Annotated in this window: 24 protein-coding genes; 22 read left to right on the forward strand and 2 right to left on the reverse strand. The window is 40.7% G+C overall.

The features are described 5' to 3' along the window. Nucleotides 1-21: 21 nt before the first annotated feature. The 12 genes from HT731_RS09365 to HT731_RS04230 all read left to right on the forward strand — a co-directional run bounded on the left by HT731_RS09365 (nt 22) and on the right by HT731_RS04230 (nt 11686). On the forward strand, nt 22-252 hold the full coding sequence (locus HT731_RS09365) for a hypothetical protein (RefSeq protein ID WP_240151633.1): 231 nt from the start codon (nt 22-24) through the stop codon (nt 250-252). A gap of 61 nt (nt 253-313) precedes the next feature. Further along, nucleotides 314-502 carry a hypothetical protein gene (locus tag HT731_RS09555; protein ID WP_345889923.1) on the forward strand — a complete coding sequence of 63 codons (189 nt, stop codon included), beginning with the start codon at nt 314-316 and terminating at the stop codon, nt 500-502. Nucleotides 503-626: 124 nt separating this feature from the next. Beyond that, complete coding sequence (locus HT731_RS04185) at nt 627-1319, forward strand: YjjG family noncanonical pyrimidine nucleotidase (protein ID WP_173277766.1); 693 nt, start codon at nt 627-629, stop codon at nt 1317-1319. Between the two features lie 61 nt (nt 1320-1380). Next, nucleotides 1381-2076, forward strand: a complete 696-nt coding sequence (locus HT731_RS04190; protein WP_173277767.1) for a uracil-DNA glycosylase — start codon at nt 1381-1383, stop codon at nt 2074-2076. Continuing rightward, entirely contained in the window at nt 2045-2509 is a 465-nt protein-coding gene (locus HT731_RS04195; RefSeq protein WP_001135771.1) for an 8-oxo-dGTP diphosphatase, read from the forward strand. The genes HT731_RS04190 and HT731_RS04195 overlap by 32 nt, the downstream gene beginning before the upstream one ends. 12 nt (nt 2510-2521) lie before the next feature. Next, the gene (locus tag HT731_RS04200; RefSeq protein ID WP_173277769.1) at nt 2522-3790 is read left to right on the forward strand and encodes a dihydroorotase; all 1269 of its coding nucleotides are present in this window, start codon (nt 2522-2524) and stop codon (nt 3788-3790) included. Nucleotides 3791-3831: 41 nt separating this feature from the next. Further along, complete coding sequence (locus tag HT731_RS04205; RefSeq protein ID WP_173277771.1) at nt 3832-5193, forward strand: MATE family efflux transporter; 1362 nt, start codon at nt 3832-3834, stop codon at nt 5191-5193. A 155-nt stretch (nt 5194-5348) separates the two neighbouring features. After that, a complete protein-coding gene (locus tag HT731_RS04210; RefSeq protein ID WP_173277774.1) occupies nt 5349-6317 on the forward strand; it encodes a thiamine pyrophosphate-dependent dehydrogenase E1 component subunit alpha in 969 nt (322 codons plus the stop codon). A 15-nt stretch (nt 6318-6332) separates the two neighbouring features. Continuing rightward, complete coding sequence (locus HT731_RS04215; protein WP_000448714.1) at nt 6333-7325, forward strand: alpha-ketoacid dehydrogenase subunit beta; 993 nt, start codon at nt 6333-6335, stop codon at nt 7323-7325. A 519-nt stretch (nt 7326-7844) separates the two neighbouring features. Beyond that, entirely contained in the window at nt 7845-8888 is a 1044-nt protein-coding gene (locus HT731_RS04220; RefSeq protein ID WP_140832615.1) for a dihydrolipoamide acetyltransferase, read from the forward strand. A 45-nt stretch (nt 8889-8933) separates the two neighbouring features. Next, complete coding sequence (gene lpdA / locus HT731_RS04225) at nt 8934-10637, forward strand: dihydrolipoyl dehydrogenase (RefSeq protein ID WP_140832617.1); 1704 nt, start codon at nt 8934-8936, stop codon at nt 10635-10637. A gap of 59 nt (nt 10638-10696) precedes the next feature. After that, entirely contained in the window at nt 10697-11686 is a 990-nt protein-coding gene (locus HT731_RS04230; RefSeq protein ID WP_061759091.1) for a lipoate--protein ligase, read from the forward strand. Between the two features lie 575 nt (nt 11687-12261). Here the strand turns inward: HT731_RS04230 and HT731_RS04235 are convergent. Next, nucleotides 12262-12459: a hypothetical protein gene (locus HT731_RS04235; RefSeq protein ID WP_033680207.1), complete on the reverse strand. Its 198-nt coding sequence runs from the start codon at nt 12457-12459 to the stop codon at nt 12262-12264. A gap of 426 nt (nt 12460-12885) precedes the next feature. Between HT731_RS04235 and HT731_RS04240 the strand changes: the two genes are divergently transcribed. Further along, nucleotides 12886-13644: an ABC transporter ATP-binding protein gene (locus HT731_RS04240; RefSeq protein ID WP_000173358.1), complete on the forward strand. Its 759-nt coding sequence runs from the start codon at nt 12886-12888 to the stop codon at nt 13642-13644. A gap of 1 nt (nt 13645) precedes the next feature. Then, nucleotides 13646-15634 carry an ABC transporter permease gene (locus tag HT731_RS04245; RefSeq protein ID WP_173277776.1) on the forward strand — a complete coding sequence of 663 codons (1989 nt, stop codon included), beginning with the start codon at nt 13646-13648 and terminating at the stop codon, nt 15632-15634. 41 nt (nt 15635-15675) lie between these two features. Here the strand turns inward: HT731_RS04245 and HT731_RS04250 are convergent, their stop codons facing one another. After that, nucleotides 15676-16371: a VIT family protein gene (locus tag HT731_RS04250; protein WP_173277787.1), complete on the reverse strand. Its 696-nt coding sequence runs from the start codon at nt 16369-16371 to the stop codon at nt 15676-15678. A 708-nt stretch (nt 16372-17079) separates the two neighbouring features. Here HT731_RS04250 and HT731_RS04255 point away from each other — a divergent pair. From HT731_RS04255 to HT731_RS04290, 8 genes are all read left to right on the forward strand, one after another. Next, complete coding sequence (locus tag HT731_RS04255) at nt 17080-18540, forward strand: aminotransferase class I/II-fold pyridoxal phosphate-dependent enzyme (RefSeq protein ID WP_173277778.1); 1461 nt, start codon at nt 17080-17082, stop codon at nt 18538-18540. Next, nucleotides 18541-19401 (forward strand): polyamine aminopropyltransferase, encoded by an 861-nt coding sequence (speE, locus tag HT731_RS04260; protein ID WP_000366713.1) that lies wholly within the window; start codon nt 18541-18543, stop codon nt 19399-19401. Continuing rightward, nucleotides 19398-20657, forward strand: coding sequence for a saccharopine dehydrogenase family protein (locus HT731_RS04265; protein WP_173277779.1), 1260 nt, complete (start codon nt 19398-19400; stop codon nt 20655-20657). The genes speE and HT731_RS04265 overlap by 4 nt, the downstream gene beginning before the upstream one ends. Continuing rightward, nucleotides 20657-21784, forward strand: a complete 1128-nt coding sequence (nspC, locus tag HT731_RS04270) for a carboxynorspermidine decarboxylase (RefSeq protein ID WP_061759095.1) — start codon at nt 20657-20659, stop codon at nt 21782-21784. The genes HT731_RS04265 and nspC overlap by 1 nt, the downstream gene beginning before the upstream one ends. Continuing rightward, the gene (aguA, locus tag HT731_RS04275; RefSeq protein WP_061759096.1) at nt 21781-22866 is read left to right on the forward strand and encodes an agmatine deiminase; all 1086 of its coding nucleotides are present in this window, start codon (nt 21781-21783) and stop codon (nt 22864-22866) included. Before nspC ends, aguA begins: the two co-directional genes overlap by 4 nt. A gap of 9 nt (nt 22867-22875) precedes the next feature. After that, nucleotides 22876-23751 (forward strand): N-carbamoylputrescine amidase, encoded by an 876-nt coding sequence (aguB, locus tag HT731_RS04280; protein ID WP_061759097.1) that lies wholly within the window; start codon nt 22876-22878, stop codon nt 23749-23751. A 190-nt stretch (nt 23752-23941) separates the two neighbouring features. Beyond that, nucleotides 23942-24643, forward strand: a complete 702-nt coding sequence (locus tag HT731_RS04285) for a response regulator transcription factor (protein ID WP_061759098.1) — start codon at nt 23942-23944, stop codon at nt 24641-24643. Continuing rightward, nucleotides 24640-25518 (forward strand): HAMP domain-containing sensor histidine kinase, encoded by an 879-nt coding sequence (locus HT731_RS04290; RefSeq protein ID WP_061759099.1) that lies wholly within the window; start codon nt 24640-24642, stop codon nt 25516-25518. Before HT731_RS04285 ends, HT731_RS04290 begins: the two co-directional genes overlap by 4 nt. The last annotated feature ends 105 nt before the right edge of the window (nt 25519-25623 follow it).

Genomic DNA, 25623 nt, shown 5'->3' on the forward strand with positions numbered 1-25623 from the left:
TAAGAACAGGATGATAGTATTATGATGCTTATTTTAATTTTGATGTTTGTGGTGTTTCTGTATTATGTAATTACAGAGTATTTTCAGAATAGTTATATTGACTGTATACTATTTCTAACATTGCTGATTTCTCATTTGATATGGGATTACTATTTTTTACCCATTGAAGTCTTAGTAGCATTAAGTGGAGTAAATTTGCTGTCAAGATTTTTCAAAAAAAGAGAAGTCAATAGAGTTGTTAGCGGATTATAAAGACGAAAGGTAAAATTGGGATATTTAAAATGAAACATTTTTTTTTGCAGGATTTGGTGAAATAAACTTTATAAATTATCTATTGTATATATGTGTAGGACTAGCCCCTCTTTTTCATATCTATGTCATAGGTTCGGAAATGAGTTTTGTGAAAATAGTATTATCTATTTTGGGAGTCATATTTGTATGTATTTTAACCATTGCTCGAATTTATAGAAGATTTTTCTATAATAAAAATAAACTTGACTAGAATAGTATGGATTAGTTAATCAATTGGAACTACTATTCTTTGTGATACTATACTACTTTTAAGTTTTTACATTAAACAGCCTAATGATGTGAAAGTTGTTTATCTTAGAAAGGAAAATCTCAAATTGTCCTACAAATTTCTACTTTTCGACCTCGACCACACCTTGCTTGATTTTGATGCTTCTGAGGATGTGGCTCTGACGCAACTTCTAAAAGAAGAAGGAGTTGCGGATATCCAAGCCTACAAAGACTATTACGTTCCTATGAACAAGGCTCTCTGGAAGGATTTGGAGCAAAAGAAAATCAGCAAACAAGAGCTGGTTAACACGCGCTTTTCTCGTTTATTTGCTCACTTTGGACAGGAAAAAGATGGTAGTTTTCTAGCCCAGCGTTACCAATTTTACCTCGCCCAGCAGGGACAAACTTTTTCAGGCGCGCATGAACTCTTAGACAGCCTTATCGAGCGAGATTATGAGCTGTATGCTGCGACAAATGGAATTACTGCCATTCAGACAGGGCGTTTGGCTCAATCTGGTCTAGCGCCTTATTTCAATCAAGTCTTTATCTCAGAACAGTTGCAAACACAAAAGCCTGATGCTCTTTTCTATGAAAAAATCGGTCAGCAGATTGCTGGCTTTAGCAAAGAAGAGACGCTGATGATTGGAGATTCTCTAACTGCTGATATTCAAGGTGGCAATAATGCTGGGATTGACACTATCTGGTACAACCCTCATCACCTCGAAAATCACACACAAGCCCAGCCAACTTACGAAGTCCATGCTTATCAAGAATTGCTGGATTGTTTAGATAAACTGTAAAAAGTGGTTTCCATAGCCACTTTTTGCTATAATAGAGGCAGTAAAAACGAAGGAGTCGGCTATGCAACACTCGTCTTGGCATGCTTTGATTAAGGAGCAATTACCTGAGGGTTATTTCGGGAAAATCAATCAGTTTATGGAGCAGGTTTATGGTCAAGGGACTGTTTATCCGCCAAAGGAAAAGGTTTTTCAAGCTCTCTTGACAACACCGCTTGAAGACGTTAAGGTGGTGATTCTAGGGCAAGACCCCTATCACGGACCAGGTCAAGCGCAGGGCTTGAGTTTTTCTGTACCTGACTCTATCCCAGCTCCACCATCCTTGCAAAATATCTTGAAGGAATTGTCAGACGATATCGGCGTTAAGAAATCTCATGATTTGACGTCTTGGGCTGAGCAAGGAGTCTTACTTCTCAATGCTTGCTTGACGGTTCCTGCTGGACAGGCCAATGGTCATGCTGGTCAGATATGGGAGCCTTTTACTGATGCTGTGATTCAGGTGGTCAATCATCTAGATAGACCAGTCGTTTTTGTACTCTGGGGAGCTTATGCACGCAAGAAGAAGGCCTTGGTTACCAATCCTCATCACTTGGTTATCGAATCAGCCCATCCCAGTCCTTTGTCAGTTTACAGAGGATTTTGGGGTTCCAAGCCTTTTTCCAAGGCCAATGCATTCTTAACAGAGACAAGACAAGAGCCAATCGATTGGCTTAGAATAAGGAGAGAATATGCCTCAGTTAGCGACGATTTGCTACATTGATAACGGGAAAGAACTGCTCATGCTCCACCGTAATAAGAAACCAAATGATGTCCATGAAGGGAAATGGATTGGTGTGGGTGGTAAGCTAGAGCGAGGAGAGACGCCTCAGGAATGCGCAGCTCGTGAAATCCTCGAAGAAACAGGACTCAAAGCCAAGCCAGTTCTAAAAGGTGTCATCACTTTTCCTGAATTTACACCAGATTTAGACTGGTATACCTATGTTTTTAAGGTGACAGAGTTTGAGGGTGACTTGATTGACTGTAATGAGGGAACGCTAGAATGGGTTCCCTATGATGAGGTTTTGAGTAAGCCAACTTGGGAAGGTGACCATACCTTTGTTAAGTGGCTTTTAGAGGATAAACCCTTCTTTTCAGCCAAGTTTGTTTATGATGGGGATAAATTGTTGGATACCCAAGTTGATTTCTATGAATAGAGGAGAAAGCAGATGCTACTAATCAAAAATGGTCGTGTAATGGATCCTAAGACTGGTTTGGATCAAGTGTGTGATGTTTTGATTGAAGAGGGAAAGATTATCAAAATTGCACCTGAGATTAAAGAAGAAGGGGCCCAAATCATTGATGCTACTGGTCTTGTGGTTGCTCCTGGCTTGATTGATATCCATGTTCATTTCCGTGAACCTGGTCAGACCCACAAGGAAGACATCCACACAGGTTCCCTTGCAGCCGCTGCAGGTGGTTTTACAACGGTTGTTATGATGGCTAATACCAGTCCAACTATCTCGGATGTAGAGACTTTAAAAGAAGTTCTGGATTCAGCTGCTAAGGAAAAGATTAATGTTAAGACGGTTGCGACCATTACTAAAAACTTTAATGGGCAAGATTTGACTGACTTTAAGGCGCTTTTAGCAGCTGGTGCGGTTGGTTTCTCAGACGACGGTATCCCACTTGAAAGTAGTAAAGTTGTCAAGGAAGCCATGGAAGAAGCCAAAAAGCTTAATACTTTTATTAGTCTTCATGAGGAAGATCCAGGTTTGAACGGTATTCTTGGGTTTAATGAAAATATTGCTAAAGAGCATTTCCATATCTGCGGTGCGACTGGGGTGGCTGAATACGCTATGATGGCGCGTGATGTCATGATTGCCTATGCAACTAAGGCCCATGTTCACATCCAGCACTTGTCAAAGGAAGAAAGTGTTAAAGTAGTGGAGTTTGCCCAAGGGCTAGGTGCGCAAGTCACAGCAGAAGTAGCGCCACAGCATTTCTCCAAGACCGAAGCACTCCTATTGACACAAGGTAGCAATGCTAAGATGAATCCGCCGCTTCGTTTGGAATCAGACCGTCGTGCCGTTATCGAAGGCCTCAAATCAGGCGTCATCACAGTTATCGCAACTGACCACGCGCCTCACCATGCGGATGAGAAAAACGTCGAGGATATTACCAAAGCACCATCTGGCATGACTGGCTTAGAAACATCTCTTTCCCTCGGATTGACTTATTTGGTGGAAGCTGGGGAGTTGAGCTTGATGGAATTACTCGGAAAGATGACATACAACCCAGCCAAGCTTTATAACTTTGAAGCAGGTTACTTGGCTGAGAATGGTCCAGCAGATATCACTATTTTTGACGCTAAGGCTGACCGCCTTGTGGACTCCCATTTTGCTTCCAAAGCAACTAATTCACCATTTATCGGTGAAGCCTTAAAAGGGCAGGTTAAATACACCATCTGTAAGGGACAAATCGTCTATCAAAACTAGGTGGGAGTCTGCTCTGTAAACAAAAAGAATAGAGAGCCTATATGTACCAGACTCATCATTTTAAAGACAAATTTATCTTATTTTTAAAGATATTTTTCCCTATCCTGATTTATCAATTTGCCAATTATTCTGCCTCCTTTGTTGATACGACTATGACTGGCCAATACAATACCATGGACTTGGCTGGTGTGTCTATGGCAACCAGTATCTGGAGTCCTTTCTTTACATTCCTAACAGGAATTGTGTCAGCCTTGGTGCCTATCATTGGTCACCATCTTGGTCGAGGCAAAAAGGAAGAAGTGGCGTCTGATTTTTATCAGTTCATTTATCTGGCCTTGGGTCTATCTGTGGTCTTGCTGGGGATGGTAATTTTCCTGGCACCACTAATCTTGAATCATCTTGGACTAGAAGCACCAGTGGCGGCAGTAGCAGTTCGTTATCTTTGGTTTTTATCTATCGGCATTATCCCCCTGTTGCTCTTTAGTGTCATTCGCTCTTTGCTGGATTCGCTGGGGTTGACCAAGCTGTCCATGTATCTCATGCTTTTGTTGCTTCCCTTGAACAGTGGATTTAACTACCTCTTGATTTTCGGAGCCTTTGGTGTTCCAGAACTGGGAGGTGCTGGCTCTGGTTTAGGTACGTCTTTGGCCTACTGGGTCTTACTGGGTATTTCTGTTCTGGTTTTATTTAAACAGGAGAAGCTCAAAGCCCTACATCTTGAGAAACGAATTCCACTTAATATGGATAAAATCAAGGAAGGAGTTCGATTGGGTCTGCCTATTGGGGGGACTGTCTTCGCGGAAGTAGCTATCTTTTCCGTGGTTGGTTTGATTATGGCTAAGTTCTCATCCTTGATTATCGCTAGTCACCAGTCAGCTATGAACTTTTCAACTCTCATGTACGCCTTTCCTATGAGTATCTCATCGGCTATGGCTATTGTCGTTTCCTATGAAGTGGGAGCCAAGCGATTTGATGATGCGAAAACCTATATTGGTCTAGGAAGATGGACAGCCCTTATTTTTGCAGGCTTCACCTTATCTTTCCTTTACATTTTTAGAGGAAATGTGGCCAGTCTTTATGGTAACGATCCAGAATTTATCGATTTGACAGCGCGCTTTTTGACTTATAGTCTTTTCTTCCAGCTAGCAGATACCTTTGCGGCACCGCTTCAGGGAATTTTGCGGGGTTATAAGGATACAGTGATTCCTTTTTACCTTGGTTTGGTTGGTTATTGGGGAGTAGCAATCCCAGTTGCTATGGCATTTGATTCCCTAACAGATTTAGGAGCTTATTCTTACTGGATCGGATTGATTATTAGTCTAATTGTGAGCGGGGTGCTCTACCGTTGGCGTTTAATTGTGATTATGAAGAGATTTGAATCTTTAGCAAAATCTAAAAGATAAAAAAGTTTGTGAAAAAAATATTCTTAATAAGAAAATCCCTTGTTCTCATTGGATTTTCTTTTTTATTTTGTGAAATTTCTTTTAGAAAAACTTTGACAGTATTTGTCAAAAACGGTAAAATAGTAAGGTAAGAAGAAAGTTAGAAAGGCAAGAAGATGTCAACTTTAGATAAAAATCTTTTGCTAGAAATGTTCCGTAAAATGGAAGAAATCCGTCGTATGGACTTAAAAATTGCGCAATTAGTAAAGAAAGGGAAAGTGCCAGGAATGACGCACTTTTCTGTTGGAGAAGAGGCAGCTAACGTGGGTGCTATGTTAGCTCTCAACCCAGATGATCTGATCACATCAAACCACCGTGGTCACGGACAAGCTATTGCCAAAGGAATTGACCTCAACGGAATGATGGCTGAAATCCTTGGTAAATACACTGGAACCTGTAAAGGTAAAGGTGGTTCTATGCATATCGCCGACCTTGATGCTGGTAACCTTGGTGCCAATGGTATCGTAGGTGGTGGTATGGGAATCGCTGTTGGTGCAGCCCTTAGTCAGCAAATGCAAAATACTGGAAAAATCGTTGTCTGCTTCTTTGGTGATGGTGCGACCAACGAAGGTGTTTTCCATGAAGCAGTAAATATGGCTTCTATCTGGAACCTGCCAGTCATTTTCTATTGCATTAACAACGGTTATGGAATCTCTGCGGATATCAAGAAAATGACCAACGTAGAACATATCCATCAACGTAGCGCTGCTTATGGAATTCCTGGAATGTTCATCGAAGATGGAAACAATGTCATCGACGTTTATGAAGGATTTAAGAAAGCTGTAGATCATGTTCGTGGTGGCAATGGGCCTGTCTTGATTGAAAGTGTTACTTATCGCTGGCTTGGTCACTCATCATCTGACCCTGGTAAATATCGTACACGTGAAGAAGTGGAACTGTGGAAACAAAAAGACCCAATTGAAAATCTTCGCAAGCATCTTATTGAAAATAACATTGCAAGTGCTACAGAATTGGAAGAAATTCAAGCGCAAGTCAAGGAAGCAGTAGAAGCTTCTGTTAAATTTGCGGAAGAAAGTCCATTCCCACCGCTTGAATCAGCATTTGAAGATATTTACGCAGACTAAGGAGAAAGAGATAAAATGGAAACAAAAACAATGTCCTTCCGTGACACCATTATCCTTGCTATGTCTGAGGAAATGCGTCGCGATGAAAATGTGTTCTTGATGGGAGAAGATGTCGGTGTCTTTGGAGGAGACTTCGGTACTTCTGTCGGAATGCTTGAAGAATTTGGCCCAGAACGTGTTCGTGACTGTCCGATTTCTGAAGCTGCCATCTCTGGAGCAGCAGCAGGAGCAGCCATGACAGGACTTCGTCCAATCGTTGATATGACCTTCATGGACTTCTCGGTTATTGCCATGGACAATATCGTCAACCAAGCTGCTAAAACTCGTTACATGTTTGGTGGTAAAGGTCAGGTTCCAATGACTGTTCGATGCGCAGCTGGTAATGGGGTAGGTTCTGCCGCTCAGCACTCACAATCTCTAGAGTCTTGGTTCACTCATATTCCTGGTCTTAAGGTTGTGGCACCAGGTACGCCTGCGGACATGAAAGGACTGCTCAAGTCTTCTATCCGTGATAACAACCCTGTTATCATTCTTGAGTACAAGTCAGAATTTAACCAAAAAGGGGAAGTGCCAGTTGATCCAGACTACACGATTCCACTTGGAGTTGGGGAAATCAAACGTGAAGGTACAGATGTAACAGTTGTTACTTATGGAAAAATGCTCCGTCGTGTGGTTCAAGCTGCTGAAGAATTAGCAGAAGAAGGAATTTCTGTTGAGATTGTTGACCCACGTACCCTTGTTCCGCTTGATAAGGATATCATCATAAACTCAGTTAAGAAGACTGGTAAGGTTGTTCTGGTTAACGACGCCCATAAAACAAGTGGCTATATCGGAGAGATTTCAGCAATTATTTCAGAGTCAGAAGCATTTGACTACCTAGATGCACCAATCCGTCGTTGCGCAGGAGAAGATGTGCCAATGCCTTATGCGCAAAACCTAGAAAATGCAATGATTCCAACAGTTGAAAGCATCAAAGATGCCATCCGAAAAACTTATAACAAAGAATAGTATTGCATAAGATAAATTATGTAAACATCGCATCCTATCACAAGAAGAGTTGGTTCGATAATAACCGATGAAAGATTTAGTCAGTCTACTAGGTTGACCGCTTGATAGCGGCAACCGTAGTAATTTGAGATACGTGTTGTATCCAAGTGATTTAAAGAGTTGCGACATGAGAGAGTCGAATCGATAATATTCGACGAATGAATTAGTCAGTCTACTAGGTTGACCGCCTAATAGCGGCAACCGTAGCAACTTGAGATACGTGTTGTATCCAAGTTGCTTGTAGAGTTGAACACGGGCTAAAAGATCGGAAAAAGATAAATCTCCTTGGCTTCATCGAAGTCTGCGTTGATTTCCTATTTTTCAGTCGCTTTTGACGCCCTTAGTATCATGTAATTGAATTCGGACGGAGGTCTGCGAAAAAAAGATAGATTTCCTTGTGTTCATCGAACACATCGTCAATCTCCTATTTTTTCATTGCCCTCTTCGTCCTTAATATCTTAGTATAGAATTGGAGAGGTCATGGCTGATGACAAGCTAAGAGCGACTCCTGCAGCTAGAAAGTTAGCGGATGATTTAGGGATCAACCTTTACGACGTTTCTGGCTCAGGTGCAAACGGTCGTGTCCACAAAGAAGACGTGGAAACTTATAAAGACACAAACGTGGTTCGCATTTCGCCACTTGCAAAACGAATTGCCCTCGAACATAATATTGCTTGGCAGGAAATCCAAGGAACGGGTCATCGTGGTAAGATTATGAAGAAGGACGTTTTGGCCTTGCTTCCTGAAAATATCGAAAACGATACCATCAAGTCTCCTGCTCAGATCGAAAAAATGGAAGAAGTTCCTGATAATGTAACACCATACGGTGAAATTGAGCGTATTCCAATGACACCAATGCGTAAGGTTATTGCCCAACGTATGGTTGAATCTTACCTAACTGCACCAACCTTCACGCTCAACTATGAAGTTGATATGACTGAAATGTTGGCACTTCGTAAGAAGGTTCTGGAGCCAATCATGGAAGCAACTGGGAAGAAGACTACTGTAACAGACCTTCTTTCACTTGCAGTTGTTAAAACTCTTATGAAACACCCTTACATCAACGCTTCATTGACAGAAGATGGCAAGACAATTATTACTCATAATTACGTCAACCTTGCCATGGCAGTTGGTATGGATAATGGATTGATGACACCTGTTGTTTACAATGCGGAGAAGATGAGCCTTTCAGATTTGGTTGTAGCCTTCAAAGACGTCATTGGCCGTACCTTGGATGGTAAATTAGCTCCAAGCGAACTGCAAAATTCAACATTTACTATCAGTAATTTGGGAATGTTTGGCGTTCAGTCCTTTGGTCCTATCATTAACCAACCAAACTCAGCTATCCTTGGTGTGAGTTCGACAATTGAGAAGCCAGTTGTCGTCAATGGTGAGATTGTGATTCGCCCAATCATGAGTCTAGGATTAACCATTGACCACCGTGTTGTGGATGGTATGGCTGGTGCTAAGTTTATGAAAGACTTGAAAGCCTTGATTGAAAATCCAATCTCAATGTTGATTTAAGAGCAAGAGTATTCATTTTTAAGATATAGATAAAGGAAGGAAGACATGGCCTTAGAAGTAATTATGCCAAAAGCCGGCGTGGATATGACAGAAGGACAAATCGTCCAATGGAATAAAAAAGTCGGAGAATTTGTAAAAGAAGGAGAAATCCTTTTGGAAATCATGACTGACAAAGTCAGCATGGAATTGGAAGCCGAAGAAGATGGTTACTTGATTGCTATCCTTAAAGGAGATGGTGAAACTGTTCCAGTAACGGAAGTTATCGGTTACCTTGGAGAAGAAGGGGAAAACATCCCAACAGCTGGATCAGCAGTGCCAGAAGCTAGCCCAGTACCTGCAGCAAGTGCTTCAAATGATGATGGTAAGAGCGATGATGCCTTTGATATTGTTGTGATTGGTGGAGGTCCTGCTGGTTATGTTGCAGCCATTAAAGCCGCCCAACTCGGCGGTAAGGTTGCCCTTGTTGAGAAATCTGAACTTGGTGGAACCTGCTTGAACCGTGGCTGTATCCCAACTAAGACCTATCTTCACAACGCTGAAATTATCGAAAACATCGGTCATGCTGCAAATCGTGGTATCGTGATTGAAAATCCTAACTTCACTGTTGATATGGAAAAACTTTTAGAAACTAAGTCTAAAGTTGTAAATACTCTTGTTGGTGGTGTTGCAGGACTTCTTCGTAGCTATGGAGTTACTGTTCATAAAGGAATTGGAACCATCACTAAAGACAAGAATGTCTTGGTAAATGGTTCAGAATTGCTTGAAACTAAGAAGATTATCCTTGCTGGTGGTTCAAAAGTCAGCAAGATTAACGTTCCTGGTATGGAATCATCACTTGTCATGACAAGTGACGACATTCTTGAAATTAACGAAGTTCCAGAAAGCCTTGTTATCATCGGTGGTGGAGTTGTCGGTATTGAACTCGGTCAAGCCTTCATGACATTTGGTTCTAAGGTAACTGTTATTGAAATGATGGACCGTATCGTGCCAGCTATGGATGCTGAAGTTTCTAAGAATCTTCGCTTGATTCTTGAACGAAAAGGTATGACTATCTTGACTGGTACTAAACTGCAAGAAATCATCGAAGAAGATGGTAAACTTCGTATCAAGATTGAAGGAAAAGACGATATTATCGCAAGCAAAGCTCTTCTTTCAATCGGTCGTGTACCAGACCTCGAAGGAATTGGTGAAGTAGAGTTCGAGTTAGACCGTGGTCGTATCAAGGTTAACGAGTACATGGAAACTTCTGTTCCTGGTATTTATGCACCAGGTGACATCAATGGTACCAAGATGTTGGCTCACGCAGCCTTCCGTATGGGTGAAGTAGCCGCTGAAAATGCCCTTAAAGGAAATCACCATGTTGCTAAATTGAACTTGACTCCTGCAGCTATTTACACACTTCCTGAAGTAGCAGCAGTTGGTTTAACAGAAGAACAAGCTCGTGAGAAATATGATGTCCAAATTGGTAAATTCAACTTTGCTGCTAATGGTCGTGCCATTGCATCAGATGCTGCTCAAGGATTTGTTAAAGTCATTGCAGACAAGAAATATGGTGAAATCCTCGGTGTTCACATCATTGGCCCTGCAGCTGCAGAGTTGATCAATGAAGCGTCAAGCATCATCGAAATGGAAATCACTGTAGAAGAAATGTTGAAGACTATCCACGGACACCCAACCTATTCTGAAGTGATGTATGAAGCATTTGCGGATGTTCTAGGAATGGCCATCCACTCACCTAAGAAAAAATAAAAGAAAGATAGATTAGACTGGAAAGATGTTTTCCAGTCTCTATCGTATAAAGGGATATCATGAAATATATTATCAATCATTCAAACGACACTGCCTTTAATATCGCCTTGGAAGAATATGCCTTTAAACACCTTTTGGATGAGGATCAAATCTTCCTGCTTTGGATTAACAAACCATCTATCATTGTTGGTCGTCACCAGAACACTATCGAAGAAATCAACCGGGATTATGTTCGCGAAAATGGCATTGAGGTGGTCCGCCGTATCAGCGGTGGTGGAGCTGTTTACCACGATTTAAATAACCTAAACTACACGATCATCTCAAAAGAAGATGAAAACAAGGCTTTTGACTTTAAGAGCTTCTCAACGCCAGTTATCAATACACTAGCTCAACTTGGGGTTAAAGCTGAGTTCACAGGCCGTAATGACTTAGAAATCGACGGTAAGAAATTCTGTGGTAATGCCCAAGCCTATATCAATGGTCGTATCATGCATCATGGTTGCTTGCTCTTTGACGTTGATTTGTCAGTCCTTGCTAACGCCCTCAAGGTTTCAAAGGATAAATTTGAATCAAAAGGTGTGAAATCCGTCCGTGCTCGCGTAACCAATATTATCAATGAATTACCAGAAAAAATCACTGTCGAAGAATTCCGTGATTTACTATTGGAATACATGAAAAAAGAGTACCCTGAAATGACAGAATACGTTTTTTCTGAGGAAGAATTGGCTGAAATCAATCGTATCAAGGACACCAAGTTTGGAACTTGGGACTGGAACTACGGTAAATCACCTGAATTTAACGTCCGTCGTGGAACCAAATTCACTAGTGGTAAGGTGGAAGTATTTGCTAATGTTCTCGAATCAAAAATCCAAGACATCAAGATTTATGGTGACTTCTTTGGTATCGAAGACGTTGCTGCAGTAGAAGATGTCCTTCGTGGAGTGAAATACGAACGCGAAGATGTCCTTAAAGCACTAGAAACAATTGATATTACACGCTACTTCGCTGGTATTAGTCGTGAAGAAATCGCTGAAGCAGTTGTAGAGTAAAGAAAAGCCATTTGTTAGTCATTGTGGGGGTGAAGAAAAGATATCCTCTGGATAGGACAAATCTTGAAGTCTGCTGAAAGAAAATCAAAAAGAACTCGCTTCCAATCCTTAATAAAAAACTAGGTAGGGTTGAATATAGAGATAAGAAAGTTAGTAATAGATTGAATGTAAGGTGACATAGGCGCGAGTTGCTTTTTGATTTCTATATAGTGTAAATACCACCAAAAGACTATTATCTCTTATAGTTGAACTATACCTCAAAAGTCATAGAGCCGTTTTTGTGAGGTTCTACAGAAGATTTGGAATAAGCAAAAAGCTTTAAATCAATAGTCTAAACTGTTTGATTTAAAGCTTTTTTTACTTTTAATAAGATTTTCCCAGCTTCATATACAAACTAATACTCAATGAAAATCAAAGAGCAAACTAGGAAACTAGTCACAGGCTGCTCAAAACACTGTTTTGAGGTTGTGGATAGAACTGACAGAGTCAGTATCGTATACCTACGGCAAGGCGACGTTGACGTGGTTTGAAGAGATTTTAGAAGAGTATAAAATCATGTTTTTGAACTCATGTTTCTAATCTACTTTTTGTTGCTGAGAGAAAACAGTTTTTGAAAAATGGTGGATGCTGATAACAACTGATAACCAGCAAATAACATAAGCAGTACCTGTAAATTCTGTACCGATAAAGTATGTTTTTTCAACTAAGAGCTGACCGATGAATGGAGAGAGCAGATAGAGAAGTCCGATGAGTATATGTTCTTTATGTTTCATAAAGCGCACCTTCTTTCCTTATAGGTTGAACGACTTGCAAGTGTTAAATTAAATAGTGTTTCATCGAAGTAAGCTTACTAGAGTAATAGTTTCCGCTTCCTCCTTTCCAAAGTAAGCTCTTTCACACTTATATTTTACAATTTTAAAAATAGGAAATCAAATTATTTTCTAAGTAATTTTGCTTACATTTCCCCCAATCTTACAAAAATGTAAGATTAAAGTCTCTTTTGTAAGGTTAGGTTATGGCAAGCAGTCTTTTTTTGATGTAAACTAGACTCATAAAGAACAAAGGAGTAACATCATGAAACAAATCTTACATAAGAAAACTAGAAAACCAAGTCACAAAGAAATCGAGCGTGTTCAGCTGGGATGCGCTATGATGCAAGCAACATTTCATTTGATGGGATATTAAGAAAGGAGATTCTCATGACACTTTTAGATGTAAAACACGTTCAAAAAATTTATAAAACTCGTTTTCAGGGCAACCAAGTAGAAGCCCTCAAGGATATTCACTTTACCGTAGAAAAGGGTGATTACGTTGCCATTATGGGTGAGTCTGGTTCTGGTAAATCCACTCTTCTCAATATCCTAGCTATGCTAGATAAACCAAGTCGTGGGCAGGTTTACTTAAATGGAACTGACACAGCAACCATTAAAAATTCACAAGCTTCTAGTTTCCGTCGTGAAAAGCTGGGCTTTGTCTTCCAAGATTTTAACTTGCTAGATACTCTGTCTGTTAAAGACAATATCCTGCTTCCACTTGTCTTGTCAAGAAGACCTATTACGGAGATGATGAAGAAATTGGTGGTGACAGCTGAGAATCTAGGCATCAACCAATTGCAAGAGAAGTACCCTTACGAGATTTCTGGTGGGCAGAAACAGCGTGTAGCAGTAGCACGCGCCATCATCACAGAACCTGAAATTCTCCTTGCGGATGAGCCAACAGGAGCTCTTGACTCCAAGTCCTCTGCAGCCTTACTTGATGTCTTTGATGAAATCAATGAGCGCGGTCAAACCATTCTCATGGTAACTCACTCAACAGCAGCAGCTAGCAGAGCTAAACGTGTACTCTTTATCAAAGATGGCATTCTTTACAACCAAATCTACCGTGGAGAGAAGACAGAGCGTCAGATGTTCCAAGAAATCTCTGATACCTTGACTGTCATGGCAAGCGAGGTGAATTAGTATGTTTCGATTAACCAATAAGTTAGCGGTATCGAACTTGATTAAAAACCGCAAACTCTACTATCCTTTTGCGCTGGCTGTCCTCTTGGCAGTCACAGTCACCTATCTCTTTTATTCCCTAACCTTTAATCCCAAGATTTCGGAAATCCGTGGAGGTGAAACGATTCAAGCTACTCTAGGATTTGGTATGTTTGTCGTCACCCTTGCGTCAGCCATTATCGTCCTCTATGCCAATAGTTTTGTCATGAAGAACCGTTCCAAGGAACTAGGAATTTATGGCATGTTGGGCTTGGAGAAGCGACATCTGATCAGTATGACCTTTAAGGAGTTGGTGCTTTTTGGAATTCTAACTGTTGGAGCGGGTATCGGTATTGGAGCCTTGTTTGACAAGTTAATTTTCGCTTTCTTGCTCAAACTGATGAAATTAAAGGTAGAACTAGTCGCTACCTTCCAGATGAAAGTTGTCATTACAGTACTTGTTGTCTTCGGTTTGATTTTTCTAGGTCTCATGTTCCTGAATGCTCTTCGAATCGCCCGTATGAATGCCCTCCAGCTCTCACGTGAGAAAGCTAGCGGTGAGAGAAAAGGTCGTTTCCTATCCCTCCAAACTATTCTTGGTGCGATTAGTTTAGGTGGTGGATATTATCTTGCAGTTACTGTAAAAGATCCCCTTACAGCCTTAACAACCTTCTTCTTAGCTGTTTTGCTGGTTATCTTTGGTACTTATCTCTTGTTCAATGCAGGAATTACCGTTTTCCTCCAAATCTTGAAGAAAAATAAGAAATACTATTACCAACCAAATAACCTTATCTCAGTGTCTAATTTGATTTTCCGTATGAAGAAAAATGCGGTTGGACTAGCAACTATCGCTATTTTATCAACAATGGTTTTGGTAACCATGTCAGCAGCTACTAGTATTTTCAATGCCTCAGAAAGCTTTAAAAAAGTTCTAAATCCGCATGATTTTGGGATTACTGGACAAAATGTTGAAAAAGAAGATTTGGACAAACTCTTGAGCCAGTTTGCAAGTGACAAAGGTTATAATATCAAAGAAAAAGAAGTTCTTCGTTACGCTTACTTTGGTGTTGCAAACCAAGAAGGTAGCAAGTTAACCATATTTGAAAAAGGACAAAACCGTGTCCAAGTCAAAACAGTTTTTATGGTATTTGACCAAAAAGATTATGAAAATATGACTGGTCAAAAAATTTCTCTATCAGGAAATGAGGTTGGACTCTTTGCCAAGAATGAGGGAGTTAAAGAACAGAAAGTTCTAACTCTAAATGATCATCAATTTTCTGTAAAAGAAGAATTTAATACAGATTTTATTGTGAACCATGTCCCAAATCAGTTTAATATTTTGACTTCTGATTACAATTACCTTGTTGTACCTAATTTACAAGCCTTTTTGGACCAATTCCCAGATTCGGATATCTATAATCAGTTTTACGGTGGTATGAATGTAAATATCAGTGAAGAAGAACAACTCAAGGTAGCTGAAGAATATGAAAACTACCTTAATCAGTTTAATGCTCAATTAAACACTGAAGGTAGCTATGTGTATGGTAGCAATCTAGCAGATGCTAGTGCTCAAATGAGTGCCCTCTTTGGTGGTGTCTTCTTTATTGGTATTTTCCTATCCATTATCTTTATGGTCGGAACCGTTCTGGTCATCTACTACAAACAAATTTCTGAAGGCTACGAAGACCGTGAACGCTTTATTATCTTGCAGAAAGTCGGTTTAGATCAAAAGCAAATCAAGCAAACCATCAACAAACAGGTTTTAACTGTTTTCTTCCTTCCTTTGCTCTTTGCCTTCATACATCTCGCCTTTGCCTACCATATGCTTAGTCTGATTTTAAAAGTGATCGGTGTAATAGATACGACTATGATGTTGACTGTAACCTTGTCTATCTGCGCTATCTTCCTCATCGCCTATGTGCTTATTTTCATGATTACTTCAAGAAGTTATCGCAAGATTGTGCAAATGTAAAAAAGATACCTCGACTTCAAAATCGAGGTATTTCTTGTATTCTAAATGCTGAAAAGTTGACCGAGTAAGAAGGTAACTCCCATGGTCAAGAGACCAATAGCTAGGTTTCGAATCATAGCTGTTTTGGTTGGGGCTTTTCCAAGTTTGGCACTTGTGTAGCCAGTGAGAAGAAGGGCCACACCGACGATAAGGACAGTAGCAGGGATGCGGTAGTCACTTGGGAAAATGGTCACTGAGAGCATTGGAGGCAAACTTCCAAGGAAAAAGGCAACAAAGCTAGAAATGGCAGCGTGCCAAGGATTGGTAAATTCTTCATACTCTATCCCATATTTTTCCTCGACCAGAGCCTTGAGTGGATTTTTAAGAAAGGCCTTGTTGGTCAAGAGTTGGGCAGAGGTTTCGCATTCTCCGTTTTGGATATAGGCAGCATAGAGGGATTTTTTGGCTAACTCTATATCTTGGTCTAGCAAGACTTGCTCACGCGCAACAGCTGCTTCCTCAGTATCTTTTTGAGTTGAAACGGACACATATTCTCCACCAGCCATTGAAAAGGCACCTGCCAAGATAGCTGCAAAGCCTGATAAAAAGATAATCCAGATATTGGTCGTGGCACTGGCAACCCCGATAACCACACCAGCAATGGAAATAATCCCATCATTGGCACCAAGAACGCCCGCACGCAGGATATTTAAACGACCTGCAAAATTTGAATCAATTTCGTGATTTGTTTCTGACATATTATTCTCCTTTTTATCCAGTATAAAGGAAAAATATAAGGAAATCAATCTTTTAAAACTATCTGAAAAAAGTTGCACGATTTTAATAATGTAAAAATGTCGACATCTTCTCTGATAGATCAAACACCGAAGGTAAAGAGTATAGAATAGCATAAAAAATTTTAAATTAAATACGATAAACATTTTGTTCACTTTATAATCGTTTACAAGAAAATATTTATCGATATTTTTACATAAACTAAACAATTTGCGAACATATTTTTGTTTTTTATCAAAAAATGCTTTACAAGTTCTTAAAAACATGTTATAGTAATAAAGCTTAGAAAATGAGATGATGTTTTCTAGCAAATATAAACCCGAGTAAAAAATGCCTACGGACAGGCAGGGTTGAATGCCGAAGCGTGGTTGAAAAACCACATTATTGATAGGGTTAAAAGCCTACTTTTATAAGTTGATGTTAGGACGTTTGTCCTAATTCATAAATTTTTAGTGTGGTGAAAGCACACGTCATCTTGTGAAACGATCAATAAAGTACGTAATATTTGCTACTAGAGAGTTAGGAAACATCAGGAACAGACATACTCAACAGAAACAAACATAAAAACGTCAGAAGATTGCAGAGCAGGTGAAAACCTGCTCTTTTTTCATGAGTCAACCTTTAGTTCCTTAGTTTTCATAAGGTCCTAAAAATATTGAAAGGAGTATGTCTTGAAAGAGTTAGATCAAAACCAAGCCCCAATTTATGAGGCCTTGGTGAAGTTACGCAAGAAAAGGATTGTTCCCTTTGATGTTCCAGGTCACAAGCGTGGACGGGGAAATCCAGAACTTGTCGAACTGCTAGGTGAAAAATGTGTTGGCATTGATGTCAATTCGATGAAACCCTTGGATAATCTTGGCCATCCTATTTCGATTATTAGAGATGCAGAGGAGCTGGCTGCAGATGCTTTTGGGGCTAGCCATGCTTTTCTCATGATTGGTGGAACAACCTCATCGGTGCAGACTATGATTCTGTCAACCTGCAAGGCTGGAGATAAGATTATTCTGCCACGTAATGTCCACAAATCTGCTATTAATGCGTTGGTTCTATGTGGTGCTATTCCCATCTATATCGAGATGAGTGTAAATCCTAAGATTGGTATCGCTTTAGGTCTTGAAAATGACCGAGTAGCACAGGCCATAAAGGACCATCCAGATGCTAAGGCCATTTTGATTAACAATCCTACTTACTACGGAATCTGTTCAGACCTAAAGGGGTTGACAGAAATGGCTCATGAAGCTGGTATGATGGTTTTAGTAGATGAAGCCCACGGAGCACATTTGCATTTTACTGATAAACTTCCAATTTCTGCTATGGATGCAGGGGCTGATATGGCGGCGGTTTCTATGCATAAGTCTGGTGGGAGTTTGACCCAAAGTTCGATTCTGTTAATTGGAGAGCAGATGAATCCTGAGTACGTTCGTCAGATAATCAACCTGACCCAGTCAACATCCGCCTCTTACTTGTTGATGGCTAGTTTGGATATTTCACGTCGCAATTTGGCCCTTCGTGGTAAAGAATCCTTTGAGAAGGTTATTGAACTATCAGAGTATGCTCGTCGTGAAATCAATGCTATCGGTGGATACTATGCCTACTCAAAAGAGTTAATAGATGGTGTGTCGGTCTGTGATTTTGATGTGACCAAGCTGTCAGTTTACACTCAGGGTATTGGCTTAACAGGTATTGAGGTTTATGACCTCCTACGAGATGAATACGACATTCAGATCGAGTTTGGTGATATCGGCAATATCTTGGCCTATATTTCGATTGGTGACCGCATCCAAGACATCGAGCGCTTGGTAGGTGCTCTAGCTGACATCAAGAGACTTTACTCGAGAGATGGGAAGGACTTGATAGCAGGAGAATATATTCAGCCCGAGTTAGTGCTGTCTCCACAAGAAGCCTTCTATTCAGAGAGAAAAAGTTTGTCTTTAGACGAATCTGTTGGACAGGTCTGTGGGGAATTTGTCATGTGCTATCCTCCAGGGATTCCTATCTTGGCTCCTGGTGAACGCATTACACGTGAAATTGTAGACTATATCCAATTTGCTAAGGAACGTGGTTGCTCCCTCCAAGGGACGGAAGATCCAGAGGTCAATCACATCAACGTCATTAAGAGAAAGGAGAACTAGATGGATTTATGGTTTTCTGAAGTTCATACTCCAGATGTGAAATTGTCCCTGAGAACAGCCAAGCAACTCTACGCTGGAAAAAGTGAATGGCAGGATATCGAAGTCTTGGATACGCCAGCTTTTGGAAAGATTTTGATTTTAAATGGGCACGTCTTGTTCTCAGATGCAGATGATTTTGTCTACAATGAAATGACCGTTCATGTTCCCATGGCTGTGCACCCAAATCCCAAGAAAGTCTTGGTAATAGGGGGTGGTGACGGTGGTGTTGCCCAAGTATTAACACTCTATCCTGAACTGGAGCAAATCGATATCGTGGAACCAGATGAGATGTTGGTTGAAGTCTGTCGTGAGTATTTCCCAGATTTTGCTGCAGGGTTAGATGATCCTCGTGTTACCATTTACTATCAAAATGGGCTACGCTTTTTGCGAAACTGCGAAGATGATTACGATATCATTATCAACGATGCGACAGATCCATTTGGACATACGGAAGGGCTCTTTACCAAGGAATTTTACGGAAATAGTTACAGAGCCTTGAAAGAGGACGGTATCATGATATACCAGCATGGTAGTCCTTTCTTTGACGAAGATGAGTCGGCTTGCCGAAGCATGCACCGTAAGGTTAATCAAGCCTTTCCAATTAGTCGGGTCTACCAAGCCCACATCCCAACCAGTCCAGCTGGCTATTGGTTGTTTGGATTTGCATCGAAAAAATACCACCCTGTCAAAGATTTTGACAAGGAAGGCTGGAAAAAACGCCAGCTTTTCACAGAATACTATACTGCAAACTTACACGTGGGTGCCTTTATGTTGCCCAAGTATGTTGAGGACATTTTAGAAGAAGAGGAAGGAAAAAAATGAGTCGTTTACTAGTTATTGGATGTGGGGGCGTTGCCCAAGTTGCTATTTCAAAGATTTGTCAAGATAGCGAAACCTTTACAGAAATTATGATTGCTAGCCGTACCAAGTCAAAATGTGATGACTTGAAGGCTAAACTGGAAGGCAAAACAAGTACAAAGATTGAGACAGCTGCTCTTGATGCTGACAAGGTTGAAGAAGTGATTGCCCTGATTGAAAGCTATAAGCCAGAAGCTGTTTTAAACGTAGCCCTTCCTTATCAAGACTTGACCATCATGGATGCTTGCTTGGCAACAGGTGTTCACTATATCGATACAGCCAACTACGAGGCTGAGGATACAGAAGACCCTGAGTGGCGTGCTATTTATGAAAAACGTTGCAAGAAACTTGGTTTTACAGCCTACTTTGACTACTCATGGCAATGGGCTTATCAGGAGAAATTCAAAGAAGCTGGCTTGACCGCTCTTCTTGGTTCTGGTTTTGACCCAGGTGTGACTAGTGTCTTTTCAGCCTATGCTCTCAAACACTACTTTGATGAAATCCACTATATCGACATTTTAGACTGTAATGGTGGTGACCACGGTTATCCATTTGCAACCAACTTTAACCCAGAAATCAATCTACGCGAGGTTTCTGCGCCAGGTTCTTACTGGGAAGATGGGAAATGGGTCGAAGTTGAAGCCATGTCTATCAAGCGCGAGTACGATTTCCCACAGGTTGGGCAAAAAGACATGTATCTCCTTCATCATGAAGAAATTGAATCATTGGCCAAGAACATTCCAGGTGTCAAACGCATTCGTTTCTTTATGACTTTTGGTCAATCATACTTGACGCACATGAAATGTCTTGAAAATGTTGGACTCCTCCGTACAGATACTATTAACTTCAACGGCCAAGAAATTGTTCCAATCCAATTCTTAAAAGCCTTGCTTCCAGATCCAGCTAGCCTTGGACCACGTACAGTTGGTAAAACCAATATCGGATGTATCTTTACAGGTGTCAAGGATGGTGTTGAAAAGACCATCTACATCTACAATGTTTGCGATCATCAGGAATGCTACGCGGAAGTTGGTTCGCAAGCCATTTCGTACACGACTGGAGTTCCAGCCATGATAGGGACAAAATTGGTTATGAACGGTACTTGGAAACAACCAGGAGTTTACAACCTTGAAGAATTGGATCCAGATCCATTCATGGAAGCTTTGAATGAGTATGGTTTGCCTTGGGTTGTGGTTGAAAATCCACAAATGGTGGACTAATGAAGCTAGAACAAGTACCAACACCAGCCTATGTCGTTGACTTAGCCCGTTTAGAATCTAACTGTAAAATTCTTCATGAAGTTCAAAAAAAAGCAGGTTGCAAAGTTTTGCTTGCCCAGAAGGCTTATTCCCTCTACAAAACCTATCCCTTGATTAGCCAGTATCTGTCTGGTACGACAGCTAGTGGACTTTATGAAGCCAAATTGGCAAGGGAAGAATTTCCTGGCGAAGTCCATGTTTTTGCGCCAGCTTTCAAGGATTCAGACTTGGAGGAATTGCTGGAGATAACGGACCATATCGTCTTTAATTCTGAGAGACAGTTGCGTAAACACGGTTCGCGTTGTCGAGATGCTGGTATCAGTGTTGGTTTACGTCTCAATCCCCAATGTTCAACTCAGGGTGATCACGCGCTCTATGACCCCTGTGCACCAGGTTCTCGTTTTGGTGTGACACTAGATAAAATTCCTAGTGATTTGGTGGATTTGGTGGATGGACTTCATTTTCATACCCTTTGCGAGCAAGGTTCAGATGATTTAGAGACAACTTTGAAAGCAGTAGAAGCGCAGTTTGGTCCCTACTTACATCAAGTTAAATGGCTCAACATGGGTGGTGGTCATCACATCACAAGAGAAGATTATGATGTGGATTTGCTGATTTCTGAGATTAAGCGAATCCGAGAAACTTACAATCTTGAAGTCTATATCGAGCCGGGTGAAGCTATTGCTCTTAATGCTGGCTATTTGGCAACAGAAGTTTTGGATATTGTAGAAAACGGTATGGAAATCTTGGTTTTAGATGCCTCTGCGACTTGCCATATGCCTGATGTACTTGAGATGCCCTATCGTCCACCTTTGAGAAATGGCTTTGAGGCACAGGAAAAAGCCCATACCTATAGACTTTCTTCCAATACCTGTCTAACGGGTGATGTGATTGGTGATTATAGCTTTGAGAGTCCCATTCAAATTGGCGACAGACTTTATTTTGAAGATATGGCTATTTACTCATTTGTTAAAAATAATACCTTTAATGGTATTGGATTGCCAAGTCTCTATCTCATGGACGAACAGGGAGACTGTAGCTTAGTCAAAGCCTTTGGCTATCAAGACTTTAAAGGGAGATTATCATGATAAACAGTCCCAAAAAATTAGGCTATCGCATGCCAGCAGAGTACGAACCCCATCATGGTACCTTGATGATCTGGCCAACAAGACCAGGATCATGGCCTTTTCAAGGTAAAGCTGCTAAAAGAGCATTTAGCCAGATTATCAAAACCATAGCAGAAGGGGAAAGAGTCTATCTTTTGGTGGAGCAAGATTACTTAGCTGAAGCCCAAGACTACCTTGGAGATAGCGTTATTTATCTAGACATTCCCACCAATGATGCCTGGGCGCGTGATACAGGTCCGACCATTCTCATAAATGATAAAAGAGAAAAGTTGGCAGTAGACTGGTCTTTCAATGCTTGGGGAGGAACCTATGATGGTCTGTATCAAGATTATGAAGCAGATGACCAAGTAGCCAGTCGTTTTTCTGAGGCCTTGGAAATGCCTGTTTATGATGCCAAACCTTTTGTCCTAGAAGGCGGAGCAATCCATAGCGATGGTCAAGGAACTATTCTCGTGACTGAAAGTTGCTTACTTAGTTCTGGTCGCAATCCTCATCTCAGTAAAGAGGAAATCGAAAACACCTTATTAGACAGCCTTGGAGCTGAAAAAGTTATTTGGCTTCCTTATGGTATTTATCAGGATGAAACCAATGAACACGTTGACAATGTTGCAGCCTTCGTTGGTCCTGCTGAGCTTGTTTTGGCTTGGACAGACGACAAAAGCGATCCTCAATATGCCATGTCAAAAGCAGATTTCGAACTCTTAGAGCAAGAGACAGATGCAAAAGGTCGTCACTTCACCATTCATAAATTGCCTATCCCTGCAGTTCGACAAGTTGTGACAGAAGAAGATCTTCCTGGTTATTCCTACGAAGAAGGAGAAGAAGAGCGATACGCTGGTGAACGACTTGCTGCTTCCTATGTCAATTTCTATATTGCCAACAAGTCTATTTTAGTGCCACAGTTTCAGGATAAAAACGACCAAGTAGCCTTAGATATCCTCAGTAAGTGTTTCCCAGACCGTAAAGTTGTCGGAATACCAGCCAGAGATATTCTCTTAGGTGGTGGAAATATTCATTGTATCACCCAACAAATCCCAGAATAGGAGAAAAAGATGAGAAATGTAAAAGTTTCAGCCATTCAGATGCAATGCGCTAAGGATGTGGCAACAAATATTCAAACAGCAGAGCGTTTAGTACGTCAGGCTGCAGAACAAGGCGCACAAATTATTCTTTTACCCGAATTGTTTGAACGTCCATACTTTTGTCAGGAACGTCAGTATGACTACTACCAGCATGCCCAGTCGGTGACAAACAATACAGCTATTCAGCATTTTAAAACCATTGCCAAGGAGCTAAAGGTAGTTTTACCAATCAGTTTCTATGAAAAAGATGGCAATGTCTTATATAACTCTATTGCTGTCATTGATGCAGATGGGGAAGTGCTGGGCGTTTATCGGAAGACCCACATACCAGATGATCATTATTATCAAGAGAAATTTTATTTCACGCCTGGTAACACTGGTTTCAAGGTCTGGAATACTCGCTATGCCAAGATTGGGATCGGTATCTGTTGGGATCAATGGTTCCCTGAAACAGCGCGCTGTCTTGCGTTAAATGGTGCTGAATTGCTCTTTTATCCAACAGCCATCGGTTCAGAGCCAATTTTGGATACAGATAGTTGTGGTCACTGGCAACGTACCATGCAAGGACACGCAGCAGCAAATATTGTTCCAGTCATCGCAGCCAATCGTTATGGATTAGAGGAAGTCACACCAAGTGAGGAAAATGGCGGACAGAGTTCCAGTCTTGACTTCTACGGTTCCTCCTTTATGACGGATGAAACAGGAGCTATTCTAGAGCTAGCTGAAAGACAAGCTGAAGCTGTTCTGTTAGCAACTTATGACCTAGATAAGGGAGCAAGCGAACGCCTAAACTGGGGTTTATTTCGAGATAGAAGACCCGAAATGTATCAACGCATTACGGACTAGTAGGGGAGAAATGAGAGATTCATTCTGCTAGACTCGTTTTCACTAGCAACTATAGGGATACTAGGTCATCTAGGAAGTGAACTTTATATTTTAACCCTCTAAGGCTTTCTCGCGCTTTAATGCGAGGAGCTTTTCTATTTAAGCTTTATCAATAAAACATGCTATAATAGTTGCAGAAAGGTTGGTATTTATGGCTAGAATATTGGTTATTGAAGACAATAGTGACATTCAAGAAATTTTGCGAACACTTCTTACTGAGGAGCATGAGGTAATTCAAGCCTTTTCTGGTACAGAAGGAATCATGCATTTTGACCAAGGTGGGATTGACCTCGTTTTGCTAGACATCATGCTTCCTGGGAAAAATGGGGATCAGGTTTTAAAAGCTATCAGGGAACAAAGTCAAACTCCAGTCATTATGCTAACGGCTTTGAGCGATAAAAAACTTATCAGCCAATACCTTTTAGACGGTGCCAATGATTACATAGTCAAACCTTTTGATTTGGACGAAGTCTTTGCTAGAGTTACTGTTCAACTACGCCAAAGTGCAGAAAAACAGCCTGTGAAAATAGTAAAAACTGAAAATCTGCCACAAAACTTGAAAAATATCCAGTTTGATGCAGAAAGTTTTGAAATCAAAAATAGTCAGGAAACGATTCGCCTTGCCAAGAAAGAATGCTTGATTCTCCAAACTCTCCTTAAACATCCTAAGAAAATTTTTACAAAAGAAGAACTTTATGAATTGGTCTGGGAGGATAGCTACCTACCTGGAGATAATACCCTCAATACGCATTTGAGTAATCTTCGTAAAAAATTAAACCAGCTTGACCCAAATCAAGAATATATTGAAACCATTTGGGGAGTTGGGGTAAGATTAAAAGGAGACAAGCAATGACCTACATGATAATCTTTATCCTACTGGTACTCTTAATTATTTTATCGATTCTATTAATTCGCTACCATCTAGCACTTAAAAACTTGAGTCAACAGATTGAAGACAAGATTCTCACGGGTAGTATGAAAAGAGTCGGAATCAGTATTTTTTCCAAACATTTTTTACATCTCTACCAGCAGATTGAGAATCTATTTCAGGAAGTAGAGCAGTCTCGATTGGTTATGAAAAGGGAAAAGCAGACTCTGGATATGGCCATCAGCAATATCGCCCATGATATTCGGACGCCTCTGACTATCGCTTCAGGCTACACCCAACAATTGATAAAATCTCCTGAAGACAAAGCAGAAACCTTACAAAAAATCGCCCAGCATCTTGATTTAGTTTCCAAACGTTTGGAGGCTCTCCTAGAATACCGTCGTTTGATGGAAGGAGCTGTCAAACCGAAACTGGAAGAAGTGGATTTTTCAGCTTTTATCACCAAAAAGACTCTGGCTTATTATGATGTTTTTCAGGCGGCAAATATCACGCTTGATTTTGAGGTTGAAACTGGTCTGAAAATGAGGACTGATGAAGATTTACTGGATCGAATTTTACAAAATCTGCTTGGAAATGTCCTCAAACATGGCAAGGAAGAAGCACGTCTATCTTTGAGAAAGGAAAAGGAACAGCTTGTCTTAGAGATTGCAAACCTTGTTAAACAGCCCATCAAAAGAATAGAAAATCTCAGTAATCGTTTTTATTCTGAAAATCTATCAGACACGGAAGAATCCTCTGGTTTAGGCCTTTATATCACTGAGGAATTATGCCATCTTCTCGGTGCAGAGATGAAACTAAGCACAGATGGGCAGTGGTTATCGGTTTTCATTTATTTTTAACGAAAAGAGGCTCGGCAAAAACTCAATTTCAGGAGAAAATGAAGTAAATCTTCCCACAATAAAACGCATAATATCAAGTTTTCAACACTGAACTGCACCCCAAAA

The sequence above is a fragment of the Streptococcus sp. k-163 genome, from assembly GCF_013277555.1.
Classification (GTDB): Bacteria; Bacillota; Bacilli; order Lactobacillales; family Streptococcaceae; genus Streptococcus.